General features: G+C 60.1%; 11 protein-coding genes. 2 read left to right on the forward strand and 9 right to left on the reverse strand.

The window, feature by feature from the left end:
* Positions 1–347: 347 nt before the first annotated feature.
* Complete coding sequence (locus EJ576_RS05150) at positions 348–908, reverse strand: HutD family protein (RefSeq protein ID WP_126569685.1); 561 nt, start codon at positions 906–908, stop codon at positions 348–350.
* A complete protein-coding gene (hutC, locus tag EJ576_RS05155; RefSeq protein ID WP_232920667.1) occupies positions 905–1,615 on the reverse strand; it encodes a histidine utilization repressor in 711 nt (236 codons plus the stop codon). The genes EJ576_RS05150 and hutC overlap by 4 nt, the downstream gene beginning before the upstream one ends.
* 147 nt (positions 1,616–1,762) lie before the next feature.
* On the opposite strand from hutC, the gene EJ576_RS05160 reads away from it, so the two are divergent.
* The gene (locus EJ576_RS05160) at positions 1,763–3,127 is read left to right on the forward strand and encodes a formimidoylglutamate deiminase (RefSeq protein WP_126569686.1); all 1,365 of its coding nucleotides are present in this window, start codon (positions 1,763–1,765) and stop codon (positions 3,125–3,127) included.
* A 130-nt stretch (positions 3,128–3,257) separates the two neighbouring features.
* Here EJ576_RS05160 and EJ576_RS05165 read toward each other — a convergent pair whose 3' ends face one another.
* From EJ576_RS05165 to EJ576_RS05190, 6 genes are all read right to left on the reverse strand, one after another.
* Positions 3,258–3,827 (reverse strand): lipocalin family protein, encoded by a 570-nt coding sequence (locus tag EJ576_RS05165; RefSeq protein ID WP_028615380.1) that lies wholly within the window; start codon positions 3,825–3,827, stop codon positions 3,258–3,260.
* 30 nt (positions 3,828–3,857) lie between these two features.
* The gene (locus tag EJ576_RS05170; protein ID WP_010213853.1) at positions 3,858–4,112 is read right to left on the reverse strand and encodes a hypothetical protein; all 255 of its coding nucleotides are present in this window, start codon (positions 4,110–4,112) and stop codon (positions 3,858–3,860) included.
* A 176-nt stretch (positions 4,113–4,288) separates the two neighbouring features.
* Complete coding sequence (locus EJ576_RS05175) at positions 4,289–5,299, reverse strand: class 1 fructose-bisphosphatase (RefSeq protein WP_003237460.1); 1,011 nt, start codon at positions 5,297–5,299, stop codon at positions 4,289–4,291.
* Positions 5,300–5,408: 109 nt separating this feature from the next.
* On the reverse strand, positions 5,409–6,761 hold the full coding sequence (locus tag EJ576_RS05180; RefSeq protein WP_122730740.1) for a DUF3999 domain-containing protein: 1,353 nt from the start codon (positions 6,759–6,761) through the stop codon (positions 5,409–5,411).
* Positions 6,761–10,279: a DUF2339 domain-containing protein gene (locus tag EJ576_RS05185; RefSeq protein WP_126569687.1), complete on the reverse strand. Its 3,519-nt coding sequence runs from the start codon at positions 10,277–10,279 to the stop codon at positions 6,761–6,763. The genes EJ576_RS05180 and EJ576_RS05185 overlap by 1 nt, the downstream gene beginning before the upstream one ends.
* Before the next feature lie 200 nt (positions 10,280–10,479).
* Positions 10,480–12,930, reverse strand: coding sequence for a glycogen/starch/alpha-glucan phosphorylase (locus EJ576_RS05190; protein ID WP_126569688.1), 2,451 nt, complete (start codon positions 12,928–12,930; stop codon positions 10,480–10,482).
* Between the two features lie 240 nt (positions 12,931–13,170).
* Between EJ576_RS05190 and EJ576_RS05195 the strand changes: the two genes are divergently transcribed.
* Entirely contained in the window at positions 13,171–13,605 is a 435-nt protein-coding gene (locus EJ576_RS05195; RefSeq protein ID WP_017529542.1) for a YkgJ family cysteine cluster protein, read from the forward strand.
* Between the two features lie 187 nt (positions 13,606–13,792).
* Here the strand turns inward: EJ576_RS05195 and typA are convergent, their stop codons facing one another.
* Entirely contained in the window at positions 13,793–15,613 is a 1,821-nt protein-coding gene (typA, locus tag EJ576_RS05200; protein WP_032890153.1) for a translational GTPase TypA, read from the reverse strand.
* Positions 15,614–15,637: the final 24 nt, after the last annotated feature.

A 15,637-nucleotide genomic window follows, 5' to 3' on the forward strand; every position in this document is an offset into this window, starting at 1 on the left:
GCACACATCTTTACTTGTACATACAAGCATATGCAATCAAGCGGCCAACTTGCTGAGGGTGCTGTTGAGATTTTTTCGGAAAGGACGCGCAAGCCTTGGAAATTAAGGCTTGGAGACTTAATGAAATTTCTTACGGAGGATTTTTACAGCAAGGGAGGTTTGGCGCGATGGCGTGGTTTTGCGCCACGTTGGGGCATTCGGTAACAAAGTGGTGCGAGGGTTGGAAACAGTTCTGTTGCTCACCACAAAACAAATGTGGGAGCGGGCTTGCCCGCGAATGCAGTGGGTCAGCCAGCCTCTCTGGTACTGATACACCGCATTCGCGGGCAAGCCCGCTCCCACAGTTTTTAATCGCGAGCAGTCAGTTCGATAATGCAGCTGCGGCCGCTGACGGAGATATCCAGCAGGCCAGTGTTACCGTCCACTTGCAGGCAGTCGTGATGCCCCAGCTTGTGGTCCAGCACTTTCACTTCATCGGCCACACTGAAGACCAGCACCGTCTGCGCCGTGCTGAAAAAGCGCTGCTCACCATCAATCCATTGCAGCCGCGCGTGGTAACGCTGGGGCGAGTAGATCAGGTTGAAGTCGCGAATCGGCCCAGTGATCAAACGGCATGAAACCTGGCTGTCACCCTTGAACGCAAAGGCTTGCAGCGGTAACAACCCGCGCTGTTCCTCGCCGTCTACGGTCAACGCCATGCCGGCGCCCTGGATCACGGTGATCACGCGCTGGTAGCCGGCGAAGGTGGAAAACCCGCCCGACTCTGCGATATCCGCAATCGACAAACGCCAGCCAAAGCCGTCCAGCCCTGCGCCGGCATCTCGGGTGATTTCTTCAGTGCTTCCGCCGCCGTTTTTCCACGGCATGCGGACGTACTCAGCGGCGCGCCAGACTTTTACGCTACTCATTTACTGAAACGTCCTTCAAGGCTGTGACGGGAACCGGGGTGGATCAAACGCGCAGCGGTCACCGGCTGGCGGCCCGACCAGGTGCGTCGGCGAATCAACAAGCACGGCTCGGTAGGTTCGATCTGCAGCAGCTTGCACTCGGCAGCGTCGGCAAGAATGGCTTCGACCACGTGCTCGCCTTCGGTCAGCGGCGCCACCTGGTTCAGGTAGGCATACGGCGTTTGCTGGGTGAAATCCTGCTGCAGGTATTCCGGCGCGACCAGGGCATTGACGAAGCGGTCTTCGATTTGCACGGGAATGTCGTTTTCGAAGTGCACGATCAACGAATGGAAAACACGCCCGCCTTCACGCATCTCCAACGCGACAGCACGCTCGGAACCGGCGGCCTCTTCGCCGAGGTGGATGACCTGGCAGGTATGTCGATGACCGCGCGAGGCGATCTCATCGGCAATGTTGTGCACTTCGAACAGGGCCGACTGGCTCTTGGGCTCGGCGACAAAGGTGCCGACGCCTTGCATGCGAACCAGCAACCCTTCGGCGGTGAGTTCACGCAGGGCGCGGTTGATGGTCATGCGGCTGAAACCCAGCTGGCTGACCAGTTCGCTCTCGGACGGCACGCGGTAATGGGGTGGCCAGTTGCCGTTGAGAATCTGCTGGCTGATCATCTGTTTGACGCGGGCATACAAGGGCGCCGGACTTTCGTCCATGTGGGCAGCCAGCGAAGACTTGGCAGGCGGAGTCGGCACAGGGAATCCTTGCAGGGGGAAAAGATGCATAGATTGCCGGAGTTTACCGAGCAGGCAAACGTCTGTATATGTATATACAAATAAACACACGACCGGGGTGCCTTGATCATGTCCGCTTTCTTTGCCGAACGCGCGCTGCTGCCTAATGGATGGGCCAATGATGTACGTCTTGAAGTCAGCGCTGAGGGCCTGCTGACAAAGGTTGAGGCCAATACCAGCGCAGAGGGTGCCGAACGGCTGAGAGGCCCGGTATTGGCGGGCATGCCGAACCTGCACTCCCATGCATTCCAGCGCGCCATGGCCGGTTTGGCCGAAGTGGCGGGCAATCCGAATGACAGCTTCTGGACCTGGCGCGACCTGATGTACCGCATGGTCGGCAAGATCAGCCCGGAACAATTGCAGGTGATCGCGCAACAGCTGTATATCGAGATGCTCAAGGCCGGCTACACCTCAGTGGCCGAATTTCACTATGTGCATCACGACGTCAGCGGCCAGCCGTATGCCGATCGCACGGAACTGTCACGGCAGATCAGCCAGGCGGCGGCCAGCAGCGGGATTGGCCTGACACTGCTGCCTGTGCTTTACACCCACTCCGGTTTTGGCGGCCAGGCGCCGAATGAAGGCCAGCGGCGGTTTATCAACAGCACCGAGCAATACCTAGACCTGCAGGCGCAGCTCAAACCCATCCTCGCCGCACAAACGGCGCAGCAGTTGGGGCTGTGTTTCCACTCGTTGCGCGCGGTGACGCCACAGCAAATCAATGACGTGCTGGCCGCCAGCGACAAGGCGTGCCCGGTGCATATCCACATCGCCGAACAGCAGAAGGAAGTCGAAGACTGCCTGGCCTGGAGCGGCAAACGCCCGCTGCAATGGCTGTATGACAACGTTGAAGTGGATGAGCGCTGGTGCCTGGTGCATGCCACTCATGCCGATGCGGATGAAGTCGCACGCATGGCCAAGAGCCGCGCGATTGCCGGCTTGTGCCTGACCACCGAGGCTAACCTGGGTGATGGGATTTTCCCGGCGGTGGATTTTCTGGCCCAAGGCGGACGCATGGGCATCGGGTCCGACAGCCATGTGTCATTGAGCGTGGTGGAGGAGTTGCGTTGGTTGGAATATGGCCAGCGCCTGCGCGATCAGCGGCGTAATCGTTTGTATCGCAGTGATCAGCCGATGGTCGGCCGTACGCTGTTTGATGCCGCGCTGGACGGCGGCGCCCAAGCGTTGGGGCAACCGATTGGTCGGCTGGAAGTGGGCAAGCGTGCGGATTGGATTGTGCTGGATGGCAATGATCCATACCTGGCGACGGCAACAGAGGATGGGATTCTGAATCGCTGGCTGTTTGCGGGTGGGGATCGGCAGGTGCGGGATGTGCTGGTGAATGGAAAGTGGGTGGTGCGCGATGGGCATCATGCCGGCGAAGAAGAAAGCAGCCGGGCGTTCACGCAAGTCTTGAGAGCGCTACTGGGCTAACACGCGACACATAATAAATGTGGGAGCTGGCTTGCCTGCGATACAAGCACCAAGGTGTATCAGTTACACCGTGGCGATGCTATCGCAGGCAAGCCAGCTCCCACATTTTTTGATCGGCGGTGGCCCAGGGTTATTGTGAGGTCTTTGCCATCTGCTTGTCGGACGTACGCCAGATCAATCGCGTGGTGTCATACCCCTGCTGCCGCGCCCTGCTCAACAGGTCTTCGCGGGTGTCCGCACTGACCGTCGGTGTGCGCGACAGGATCCACATATAACGCCGGCTCGGGCTGCCCACAATCGCGGTCTTGTAGTCATCGCTGACATACAACACCCAGTAATCGCCCTTGGCGACGCCCGGCAACAGCGCGGTGAACCAGTTATTGAATTCCACCCAGAGCTTGTCGGTTTTGCCCGGCACTTGCGGGGTGGCGGTGCCCTTGGCTTCTTCCCACTTCCATTCGGTCGTCAGGCAGCGGTTGAACACCGACATGTCGCCATCGGGCAACAGGGTGTAGCGGGCTTCGGACTGCGCGCAGTTGCGCTGGAAGTACATCGGCAATCGGGCCAACTCATACCAGGTGCCCTGGTAACGCTTGAGGTTGACGTTGCTCGCTGTCTTGGGTTGCAGATCATCGCCAGAATGGCTGGCGCAGCCCGCCAAAAACAGGCTGGCACAAAGGAACAAAACAAAACGCATCATTCTTCTTCTCCCGCAGGCTCTCGCCCCGGTTTACTTCAGGCCTTGCCCGGAAAACATCAGAACTTTGTCACCGGCATATTGAACGCTGATAAAGCTGGTTTTATCGCCCCAGGTGCAACTGGACATACCCAGCGCGCCGGAACAATCGGTCGGCTTACCCAGCAACGACTCCACTTCAGCCTTGGCCATGCCAGCCGACAACTTCGCGTAGTTTTCTTGATTGACCTTGCTGCAAGCGCCCAACAACACGCAAAAAGCCAGCAAAGCGAGACGGCGTAACGACATGGAAAAACTCCTGGAGGGACTAAGCAGCGTGGGTATCTGCCAGAAGCTTAGAAGGGAAAAGAGGTGTCTGGTTCCCGATGAGCGAAAACAAAAAAGCCCCGAAAACGCTGAAACGTTTCGGGGCTTCTTCAAGGGTGAACCGGCTCACAACAACGCCGCTCACTTATCGCATCAACTTACTTCTTGTGATACGCCGTCACACGCTCAACTTCTTCCTTCGAACCCAGGAACACCGCCACACGCTGGTGCAGGCCTTCAGGCTGGATGTCGAGGATACGCTGGTGGCCGTCGGTGGACGCGCCGCCCGCTTGCTCAACCAGGAAGGACATCGGGTTGGCTTCGTACATCAGGCGCAGTTTGCCTGGCTTGGACGGCTCGCGGCTGTCGCGTGGGTACATGAACAGGCCACCACGGGTCAGGATACGGTGCACGTCGGCAACCATTGCGGCCACCCAGCGCATGTTGAAGTTTTTCTTCAACGGGCCTTCTTCGCCGGCCATCAACTCGCCCACGTAGCGGGTCACAGGTTCTTCCCAGTGACGCTGGTTGGACATGTTGATCGCAAATTCCTGGGTGGACGCAGGAATGGTGATGTCTTCGTGGGTCAGTACGAAGCTGCCCATCTCGCGATCCAGGGTGAAGCCTTTGACGCCGTCGCCCAGGGTCAGCACCAGCATGGTCTGTGGGCCGTAGATGGCGTAACCGGCAGCAACCTGCTCGGTGCCCGGCTGCAGGAAGGCCTTTTCGTTCAGGGCTTCGTTCTGGCTCAGGTATTCGTTCGGGCAACGCAGTACCGAGAAGATGGTGCCGACCGGGGCGTTGATGTCGATGTTGGACGAACCGTCCAGTGGGTCGAACACCAGCAGGTAGGCGCCTTTCGGGTATTTACCGGGGATCTGGTAGGCATTGTCCATTTCTTCGGACGCCATGCCGGCCAGGTGACCGCCCCATTCGTTGGCTTCGAGCAGAATCTCGTTGGAGATCACGTCGAGTTTCTTCTGCACTTCGCCCTGCACGTTTTCAGTGCCCATGCTGCCCAGGACACCACCCAGTGCGCCTTTGGACACGGCGTGGCTGATTTCCTTGCAAGCACGCGCCACCACTTCGATAAGGAAGCGCAGATCGGCAGGCGTGTTGTTGCTGCGGGTCTGCTCAATCAAATAGCGACTCAAGGTAACGCGGGACATGTAAGGCTCCGGAAAATGGGGGGCTTGAAAACCCGCGCAGTTTAACGCGAGTCGGGGCGTATTTCCTCCTATCAGAGGATTTAAACCCAATAGAGTTCATGGACTTTATTCAACGTGCCACCGGCGGCTTGCGCAGCAGACTGTAGGCCATGGCACCCAGTGCCGCTACGCCGAGCAGCAACACGGCCCACAGGCCGAGTTTCTTCCAGTCGGTGCCGTCTTCGGGCAAGGCGGCAATCGCAGGCGGTTTGACCGCGATTTCTCCCACCAAGGTAGCCTGGCCCAGCGCCTTCAAACGCTCGGGACTGTAATCGGGAATCAGCGTCGAGAGTGGCAAGCTCGCGGTTTTCACGGATGCGTTCCCCAGCGCCAGGCTGAAGGGCGGCTCACCCCGCGCCAGGAACACCAGTTGCGTGGCACGCACGGCCACGCGTAAGGCGGGGGCTTCAACGCCCAGTCCACCGCCCCGCTCGTCCACTTGCAACTTCAACTGGGCAACCGTCTGGCCCGGCAACTGCAATTCATCCTGCACCACGTCCTTGCCGTTCTGGGTCAGGCGGTACAGCAGGCCATTGCTCAACGGCTGCCAGGTCTGCTTGGCGTCACTTCGACCCGACAACGTCACCGGCGCCAGCGTATTGGGCTGCTTCAACTCGACCCGCAAGCGCTCGACATTCAGCCCCGTCGGCAATTGCCAACTGTACTCTCCCGCCTTGAGCCGCTCCCCTGGAAAGGCCTGCGACCACACCAACGGCATCGGCAAGGTGCTGCTGGTGGCGCTCTCCAGCTTGGCCGACGTCAACAACGGCGCCGCCTGGCCTTGCCACACCAGCCGCAAATAACGCGCCGATTGCCCCGGCAAGTTCACGTCATGCTGCTCGACCCGGTCATCGGCAAATGACAAGCGCGCCACTTGCCCATCGCCCCAGGCTTTCCAGTGCTGCAAATCATCACTGGCTTCAATACTGAAACGCTGGAAGCCCTCCTGCTCGCGACTCCAGTCCAGGCTCAATTGCTGCAGGGGCGCCTTGATTGCACTGGCGTCCAATACCCAGCCCCGCAGCACTTGCTTGCCGGGCTTGGGGGCTGTGGACGGTTTGATTTCCACCAGGGTGCCGGAAGTGGTGGCCTTCATTACCACGTCTGGCAGGGCTTGCTGGGTATCGGCGGCGTACAGCGGGAACCACTTCACCGCCGTAACGTTGCGACTTTCGCTGCGCTGCGAGGCCTGACGCGATAACGCATAGGCCTGCGGCTCGCCGGCGGCGTTGAACACGCGCACATCGCCAAGATCGGCCTGGCGCGCGTTCAATTGAACCGCCAGCGGCAGTTCCAGGCGGTACCAAGGGCCGCTGCCGCTGACGTTCAGCGGCACGTGGGAGGTGAAGTCGGCCGGCGTTTCCTGCGCCCACACAGACAAGGTCGTACACAGGCCCAGCACGGCCACGCTCAACTTACCGATCAAGAGGATGCTCCTTCAGTGTCCGACACCGGTTCGGCGCGCTTGGGTGGCAGCGGTGCGAAGTAACCCACCACCAGCAACAGCCCACCCACACCTATAAACGACACGATCCGCGCCAGACCGCCGCGGTTGCTCAGTTCGACAAAGAACAACTTGGCGACCACCACCGCAATCAACACTGCACCGATCAGCCACACCTCGCGGCGATGGCGCAGGTGGCCGCCGATCATCAGGCCGAGAGCGATCAGGGTCCAGACAATCGACAGGCCGGCCTGTACCAGCATGGATTCGAGCAACGCATCCAGTTGAAACGGCACGCCGCCCCAATGGTGGGCAGTGCGCATCACCAGCGCAGTGAAGAAGGCAAACAGCGAAACACCCACGACACCTTGGGCGACAAGCTCGGTACGCGGCCCCCGTAGCGGCGCGACACTTCGCGCGCACCAATACACACCCAGCAGCGCAAAGAGCAGGCCCAGGTCCAGCGGGTTGACCAGCGGCACATAGGGCAGCGGTTTGGCCGTGCCGTCGCTGAAGCTGTTCGCCAGCCAGAACCAGCCAAGCATCAGCACCGCCAATGGCACGGCCGCCAACACCCGATATTCCCTTGGATACGCCGCCACCGGCCATGGCCAACGACGTGGCGAAGCGGCCAGCACGAGATAGAGACTTGGCAGGATCGCCCAGCCCAGCCAGCGCCAGGCGTTGTACTCGGCAGTAAACCTCAGAAGACCGTAGCGCAACTCCAGCGCCAATATGCCGATCAGCATCCAGCAGCCGAGTACGTGGGCCACGCTCAACGCCTTGGCGGGCACAATCACCGCCAGGCGTCGCAGCGAGATGAAATGCACCACAAATACCGCCGACCACGCCAGCCAGCCGTACTCCGCCGCGGGGTGGTAATAAGTATGCCCGTACACCAGCAACACCAAGCCCACCGCTGGCATCAGCAGGGTGGACAACACCCCCAGCGACACCCACTTCAGGCGCGCAGCCAGCAGCATCCAGATCGCGACGCTGATTGCCGCGCACCCCAGCAGGAATGCCCCCTGCAATTCCTGTGGAATAAACCGCAACACTTCGCCGATCAGCGCCAACGTCCACCAAGCCGCGCCCCAGACCAACAGCAAGTCGCAAAGGCGTTGCAGCTTCAACACGGCAAACACCGGCGCATGGGGTTCGCGCTGCAAGCGCCAGGCGCCGACCAGCGCAGCCAGGCCCAGCACCATCGGCGTCCAGAAACCGCTGTGGGCCAACGGACGCAGCCCCTCGCTGGTCAGTGGCCCGAGCAACTCCGGTACCGCCAGCAGGAAAGAACCGCCCCCCACCAATTGCAGCAGCAAGCCGAACACAAAACTGACCCGCTGTTGCAGGTACAGGCTCAGCCAGATGACCAACAGGCCACTGGCCGCCCACACGCCACTGGCACTTTCCCACGGCAGCACGAACAGCACCGCAAGGTTGATCAATACGAGGCCCGCCAACAGCACCACCGACAACCCGCGCAGCAGCCGCACATCGCTGCGCACGATGTCGTCACGCGCCGCCAACAACATGCCGCCGATCAAGGCCAAGCCAATCAACGACGCCGTGAGCAAACCGCTCCAACCGGCATTGAACACCGCTGCGCCGTCGCCACCTTGCAATCGCAGCAGGAACACCGCGCCACCCAGCAATTGCACAGCGAATGCAGTGAACAGGAAGGTACGCGAGCCGATGCGCAGGCCTATAAGCAGCGTCACCAGGCCAGCGATTGCCCAACTCACAGCGGTGCCTTGGGTATCCAGCAACAAGGGCGCGAGCAGGTACAAAAAGCTCAAGCCAAGGCTCGCCAACACCGGGAGGCCTTTGCGCTCCCAGTCTGAGGACTGCTCCTCGGATGCCTTGCGCAACTGGTCAAAGCTGAACAATAACGCAGCGCCCAGCAGCAGCGCGCCCAGCGGCGCGCCACTGAGCAAGGTGTGCTCACCGGAACGCAATTCACTGAGGAACGCCAGCGCCGAACCCACTTGCAGCAACAGGCCAAATGCGCGCGCCAACGGCCGATGCTGACGCAAGCCGAGCCAGAAAATGCCGGCGCCTTCCACCGCCCAGGCCGCCGCCGTCCAACGCGCGTCGAGGCCCAGGGGGATGGCCAGGCTGGCAAAGATCACCCCCAAGGCCAGGCAGGTTTCCGCCAGCAGCAAGGCGCGCCCACCGCTCAGCAGTCGTGCCAGGCCCATGTAGACGATGCCCAGGCCCAAGGCGCTGAACGCTGCGGCAAACTCCAGGTGCTGCACCAGCGCAAACTGCAAGCCGAAACCCACCAGCGGCGGGCCGAACAGCATGCTGCCGTCGACATAATCACCTTTGGCCGCCGACCAGCGCAGCAGTGCGCCACGGCTGTCATCCTCGGGCGCGTCGCGCATCTCCAGCAATTTACGCCGGGCGAACAGCAGGCCGATAGCCAGGTACATCAGGAAAAACAGCATCAGGAACGGTTCGGTACTCCACAGCAATTCCGGCGTGTAGGAGCGCATGCCCCAGGCGAAGCCGATCCCAAAGGTGCCGACAAAACCGATCAGGTTGAGCAGGCGCCAGGCCTTGAACCAGGCGATGGCGAGAATGCCCGCGTTGAGCAAGGCAAAGTAACTGAATAGCGCCACATGGTTGCCGGCGCCGGTGGACGTGAGGATCGGCGCCGCAAAACCGCCGAGCGCCGCTGCACAGGCCAGTCCCAGCGCATCCTGGGTGATTGCCAGGATCGCCGAAAACACCGTGACCGCCACCAGCAAGCCCAGGGCCGCACCGGGATCGATCAACGGGTGCAGGCGCATCGCGGCAAACACCGTGAGGTACAGCACCGCGATCCCGGTGCCTTGCAGCATCAGACCATAGTTGCTGTTGCGCAGCCGCAGCCACCAGCCCAACCCCAGCAGGCCCAATGCAGCAGCAGCCACCCCGGCGTAACGTAATTCGATCGGCACCACCATGCCTTCGGTGGCATAGCGCAACAGGAACGCCAGACCGAGGAACAACAGCACCACGCCGACACGCAGCACGGTGTTGCCGCCGAACAACCAATTGCGCGCGCCACTAATGGCGCGCTCGATCAAGTTGGGGCCACGGGGGATGGCAGGTTCTTTAGGTTCTGTTATCGGGACGGGCGCCCATACATCAGCCGGCAGCGGCTGGCTTGGTTCGGCAACGATGGCAACCGGCGCCAATTCGGCCGGCAGCTCCCAAACCAGATCGGGCGCTTTGGCAACAGGTGTGGGTTCAGGGATTGGGGCTTCGCCGTCGATATTGCTCGGCGGCGTGGGCACTTCCATCTGCCGCAGACGATCACCCAGCGCAATCAGCGCCTTCTGCGTGGTTTCCAACTGACGCGCCTGTTGGTCCGCCTGAGTCGCCAGCTTTGACAGGCGAATCGCCTGGCCAATGCCCAAGCCCAACAGCGCACCGATGCCCGCGTCACTGAACGACTCATCGAGCGTCCAGCCGAGCACCAGGCCAATCAGCATGAAAATCCATTGCATGGTCGATATCCCTAAGCAGCCCGAGGCAGGCAAACTGGCGCCTAGTATATCGACGCAGACCCCATGTGGAAGCAAGCTTATGTGGGGACCGGGCTTGCCCGCGATGTAGACACCTCGGTGTATCTGTCACACCGAGGTGATGCTATCGCAGGCAAGCCAGCTCCCACATAAGCCCGCACACATGTGCAGGCCAGCGATGTTTAGTCGAGGGCTTTCCAGATCTCTGTCGCGTACTCCCTGATGGTCCGGTCCGAACTGAACCAGCCCATGCGCGAGGTATTCAGCACCGCCGAACGCCACCACGCCTTGGAGTCATGCCAATGCGCCTCGACCCGCGCCTGAGCGTCCCAGTACGAATCGAAGTCGGCACACACCAGGAAACGGTCGTAGTCGATCAGCCCATCGATCAGCCCCACGTACCGGCCCGGATCATCCGGCGAGAACACCCCGCCCCGAATCGCTTGCAGCACATCATTCAACCGATGGGACGCTGCAATGTCGGCCCCGGCGTTGAATTCACCGGCGTGTTTGCGCGCTTCCACCTGCTGCGCACTGAGGCCAAAGATAAACATATGCTCGGCACCGACGCGTTCGTGCATCTCGACGTTGGCGCCGTCCATGGTGCCGATGGTCAGCGCGCCATTGAGGCCGAACTTCATGTTGCTGGTGCCCGAGGCTTCAAAGCCGGCGGTGGAGATTTGCTCCGACAAGTCCGCTGCCGGGATGATGCTTTCCGCCAGGCTCACGTTGTAGTTGGGCAGAAACACCACCTTGAGCAATCCGCGCACCGTCGGGTCGTTATTGACCGTGCGGGCGATGTCGTTGGTCAGCTTGATGATCAGTTTGGCCTGGTGATAACTGGCCGCCGCCTTGCCCGAGAAGATTTTCACACGCGGCACCCAATCGGTGCCCGGCTCGGCGCGGATCGCCTGGTACAGCGCCACGGTGTGCAGAAGGTTGAGCAACTGGCGCTTGTATTCGTGGATGCGCTTGACCTGCACGTCGAACATCGCCGCCGGGTTGACTGCAATGCCCAGGCGCTCATGAATGATGTCCGCCAGCGCACGCTTACTGTGCAGACGCTGCTCGGCGAATGCCTTGCGGAACGTCTGTTTTTCGGCAAACGGCTCAAGCTCCACCAGCCGCTCTTCGGGCTTGTCGAGAATATCCCGGCCGAGCGCTTCCACCAGCATGGACGTGAGCTTGGGGTTGGCCTGGTACAACCAGCGACGGAAGGTAATACCGTTGGTTTTGTTATTGATGCGCTCCGGGTACAGCTTGTGCAGCTCGGAGAACACTGTGCTGCGCATCAACTGGGTGTGCAGGCCGGACACGCCATTGACGCTGTGAGAGCCAAGGAACGCCAGGTTGCCCATGCGCACGCGGCGGCCGTTGTCTTCTTCGATCAGCGACACGGCGCGTAGTACGTCAAAGTCGTGGATACCTTTGGCGCGCAGCGAATCGATGTGCTGGGCGTTGATCAGATAGATGATCTGCATGTGCCGGGGCAGCATGCGTTCCATCAAGCCGACCGGCCAGGTTTCCAATGCCTCGGGCAACAGCGTGTGGTTGGTGTACGACAGGGTTTCGACCGTCACATCCCACGCGGCTTCCCACGGAATGTCATGCAGGTCGACCAACTGACGCATCAACTCGGCCACGGCGATGGACGGGTGGGTGTCGTTGAGTTGGATCGCCGCGTGTTCGCCCAGGCTGAGTACCGAGCCATGCATGTTCTTGTGGCGACGCAGCAGGTCTTGCAGGGAGGCGGCGACGAAGAAGTATTCCTGGCGCAGGCGCAATTCCTGCCCCGCTTCGGTGCTGTCGGCCGGGTAAAGCACTCGGGAGATGCTTTCGGCACGTGCTACTTCGGCGACGGCGCCCAGGTGATCACCGGCGTTGAAACGTTCCAGGTGCAAGTCTTCCACTGCGCGAGCACGCCACAGGCGCAAGGTGTTGACGCTGGCGCCGCGCCAGCCGACGACCGGAGTGTCATAGGCAATGGCGCGCACAGTTTCGTTCGGCGTCCACCGCTGAATCATCTTGCCGGTGCCGTCATCCAGGGTTTCAACACTGCCACCGAAGCCGATCGGGTAAACCACTTCAGGGCGTTCGAATTCCCAGGGGTTGCCGAAATCCAGCCAGTGTTCGGTCTGCTCCTGCTGCCAACCATCGACAATCGCCTGGCGGAACAGGCCGTGTTCATAACGGATGCCATAGCCATGGCCGGCAATGCCCAACGTCGACATGCTTTCCATAAAGCACGCCGCCAGGCGGCCCAGACCACCGTTGCCCAGCGCCGCATCGGGCTCCAGCAGGCGGATGCGCTCCAGGTCGACGCCCAGCTCCGACAGCGCTTCGCGCGCAATCTCCAGCACGCCCAGGTTGCTCAGGCTGTCATAGAGCAAGCGGCCGATGAGGAACTCCAGGGAAAGGTAATAAACCCGCTTCTGGCCTTTGCGGTAGATGCGCCGCGTGTGGTCCATCCAGTGATCGACCATCTGGTCGCGTGCGGCCAGGGCAATGGCTTCGAACCAGTCGTGGTCGAAGGCGTGATCCGGGTCCTTGCCCACCGCGTAGGTGAGTTTGGTCAAGACGGCATCGCGGAATGCGGCTACCTCTGCTTCTCGTGCAAGTGGTTCCTGAGACATCAATTGCGACCTCGGGCGAGATAGAAGGAGTTGCTAGAGCCTAGACGGTCTGACAGACGGTAGACGCTCTGGTTCGGCAGTTTTTTAACGCATTTACCTTTGCAGGGTTTTGATGCATTGGCCGTGCCTGCTTTTGGCAAACGCGCACCTTCTGGCCGAAACCCACAAAATATTGTTCAAAAAATCACCAATCCCGGTATGATCGCGCGCCCGGATACAGCCCCACCTTTTGGAACCCTGATGAAGCCTCAATTGATCGCCGCCGCGGAACTCGACCGTCTCGAAACGTGGCAGAAATATTCCGCGCACATGTGCGGTGGTTGCGTGTCCAGCTGCTGCACGCTGCCGGTCGAAGTGAAGATCAAGGACCTGATCCGCATCGGTATCGTCGATGAGTTCGAGCGCGGCGACCCGCCGAAGAACATCGCCAAGCGGCTGCAAAAAGAAGGCATCGTCGAGCGCTTCAATTCCAAATCCGAGATTTTTACCCTGCAGCGCATGAGCAACAACGATTGCCTGTACCTGGATCGTAAGACGCGCTTCTGCACTATTTATGACAAGCGCCCGGATACTTGCCGCAACCACCCGAAAATCGGGCCGCGGCCAGGGTATTGCGCGTACAAGCCGAAGGAAGTGGTGCGCGAGACCAAGTTCAAGACGCTCGATAAGTTCTGATCCAGATTTTTGCAGGGTTCTTGAGGGCCCTATCGCAGGCAAGCCAGCTCCCACAGTTGGAATGCATTCCAATGTGGGAGCCGGGCTTGCCCGCGATGAGGCCAGCACAGTAAACGCAAAATCCCAGGCATAAAAAAACGCCCCCGGTCTTTCGACCGGGGGCGTTTTTCATTCAGCCTGAGTTAACTCAGTTCTTGGCTTTCTTGGCAGCGCGGGTACGCTCGCCTTCGTCCAGGATCTTCTTACGCAGGCGGATCGACTTAGGCGTGACTTCGCACAGCTCGTCGTCCTGGATGAATTCCAGGGCCTGTTCCAGGGTGAAGCGAACAGGTGGGACCAGAGCGATGGTTTCGTCTTTGCCCGAAGCACGCATGTTGTCGAGCTTCTTGCCTTTGGTTGGGTTGACGCCCATGTCGTTGTCACGGCTGTTCAGACCAACGATCTGACCGTTGTAGATCTCTTGACCGTGTTCAACGAACAGCTTGCCACGCGCCTGGAGGGTTTCCAGGGAGTAGGTCAGTGCCTTGCCGGTTTCTACCGATACCAGAACACCGTTCTGACGGCCGGACATGTCGCCGGACTTCATGGTGTCGTAGCGATCGAAGATCGAGGTCAGGATGCCAGCACCGTTGGTCAGGGTCAGGAACTGGTTACGGAAACCGATCAGACCACGCGCAGGGATGTTGTATTCCAGACGCACACGGCCTTTGCCATCCGGCACCATGTTGGTCAGGTCGCCTTTACGCAGACCCATCTCTTCCATCACCTTGCCCTGGGATTCTTCCGGGGTGTCGATGGTGACGTTTTCGAACGGTTCCTGCTTCACGCCGTCAACCTGACGGATGATCACTTCTGGACGACCAACGCCCATTTCGAAGCCTTCGCGACGCATGGTTTCGATCAGTACCGAGAGGTGCAGCTCACCACGGCCGGATACCTTGAACTTGTCAGCCGAGTCGCCTTCTTCAACGCGCAGTGCAACGTTGTACAGCAGCTCTTTGTCCAGACGTTCCTTGATGTTACGGGAAGTCACGAACTTGCCTTCTTTACCGCAGAAAGGCGAGTCGTTTACCTGGAAGGTCATGGAAACGGTTGGCTCGTCAACGGTCAGAGGCTTCATCGCCTCGACGTTGTCTGGCTGGCACAGGGTGTCGGAGATGAACAGCGAGTCCATACCGCTTACGCACACGATGTCGCCGGCGAAAGCTTCTTCAACGTCGATACGGTGCAGACCGTGGTGACCCATCAGCTTCAGGATACGACCGTTACGCTTCTTGCCGTCGGCGCCGATTGCAACAACCGGGGTGTTCGGCTTGACGCTACCACGAGCGATACGGCCAACGCCGATAACACCCAGGAAGCTGTTGTAGTCCAGTGCCGAGATTTGCATCTGGAACGGGCCATCACGGTCAACTTTTGGAGCCGGTACGTTGTCGACGATCGACTGGTACAGCGGGGTCATGTCTTCAGCCATGTCGGTGTGTTCCAGACCGGCAATGCCGTTCAGGGCCGAGGCGTAGACGACTTTGAAGTCCAGCTGTTCTTCGGTAGCACCCAGGTTGTCGAACAGGTCGAAGATCTGGTCCAGAACCCAGTCCGGACGCGCGCCTGGACGGTCAACCTTGTTGATGCACACGATCGGACGCAGGCCGGCTTCGAAAGCCTTCTTGGTCACGAAACGGGTTTGCGGCATAGGGCCGTCTTGAGCGTCAACCAGCAGCAGAACGGAGTCAACCATCGACATTACGCGTTCTACTTCGCCGCCGAAGTCGGCGTGGCCCGGGGTATCCACGATGTTGATGTGGTAGCCGTTCCAGTTGATAGCGGTGTTTTTAGCCAGGATGGTAATACCGCGCTCTTTTTCCTGGTCGTTGGAGTCCATCACGCGCTCGTCGTTGAGCTCGTTGCGCTCCAGGGTGCCGGATTGACGCAGGAGTTTGTCTACCAGGGTGGTTTTACCATGGTCAACGTGAGCAATGATGGCGATGTTACGTAGATTTTCGATCACTTGTGTATCTCGATCAGAGGATTC

Origin of the sequence: Pseudomonas sp. C 49-2 (assembly GCF_003970195.1) — a bacterium.
Taxonomy (GTDB): domain Bacteria; phylum Pseudomonadota; class Gammaproteobacteria; order Pseudomonadales; family Pseudomonadaceae; genus Aquipseudomonas; species Aquipseudomonas canadensis.

Excerpts from the sequence above, each read along its gene's own strand:
- EJ576_RS05150 (WP_126569685.1), bottom strand. The coding sequence starts at position 908 with ATGAGTAGCGTAAAAGTCTGGCGCGCCGCTGAGTACGTCCGCATGCCG.
- hutC (WP_232920667.1), bottom strand. The coding sequence starts at position 1,615 with ATGGACGAAAGTCCGGCGCCCTTGTATGCCCGCGTCAAACAGATGATC.
- EJ576_RS05160 (WP_126569686.1), top strand. The coding sequence starts at position 1,763 with ATGTCCGCTTTCTTTGCCGAACGCGCGCTGCTGCCTAATGGATGGGCC.
- EJ576_RS05165 (WP_028615380.1), bottom strand. The coding sequence starts at position 3,827 with ATGATGCGTTTTGTTTTGTTCCTTTGTGCCAGCCTGTTTTTGGCGGGC.
- EJ576_RS05170 (WP_010213853.1), bottom strand. The coding sequence starts at position 4,112 with ATGTCGTTACGCCGTCTCGCTTTGCTGGCTTTTTGCGTGTTGTTGGGC.
- EJ576_RS05175 (WP_003237460.1), bottom strand. The coding sequence starts at position 5,299 with ATGTCCCGCGTTACCTTGAGTCGCTATTTGATTGAGCAGACCCGCAGC.
- EJ576_RS05185 (WP_126569687.1), bottom strand. The coding sequence starts at position 10,279 with ATGCAATGGATTTTCATGCTGATTGGCCTGGTGCTCGGCTGGACGCTC.
- EJ576_RS05190 (WP_126569688.1), bottom strand. The coding sequence starts at position 12,930 with ATGTCTCAGGAACCACTTGCACGAGAAGCAGAGGTAGCCGCATTCCGC.
- EJ576_RS05195 (WP_017529542.1), top strand. The coding sequence starts at position 13,171 with ATGAAGCCTCAATTGATCGCCGCCGCGGAACTCGACCGTCTCGAAACG.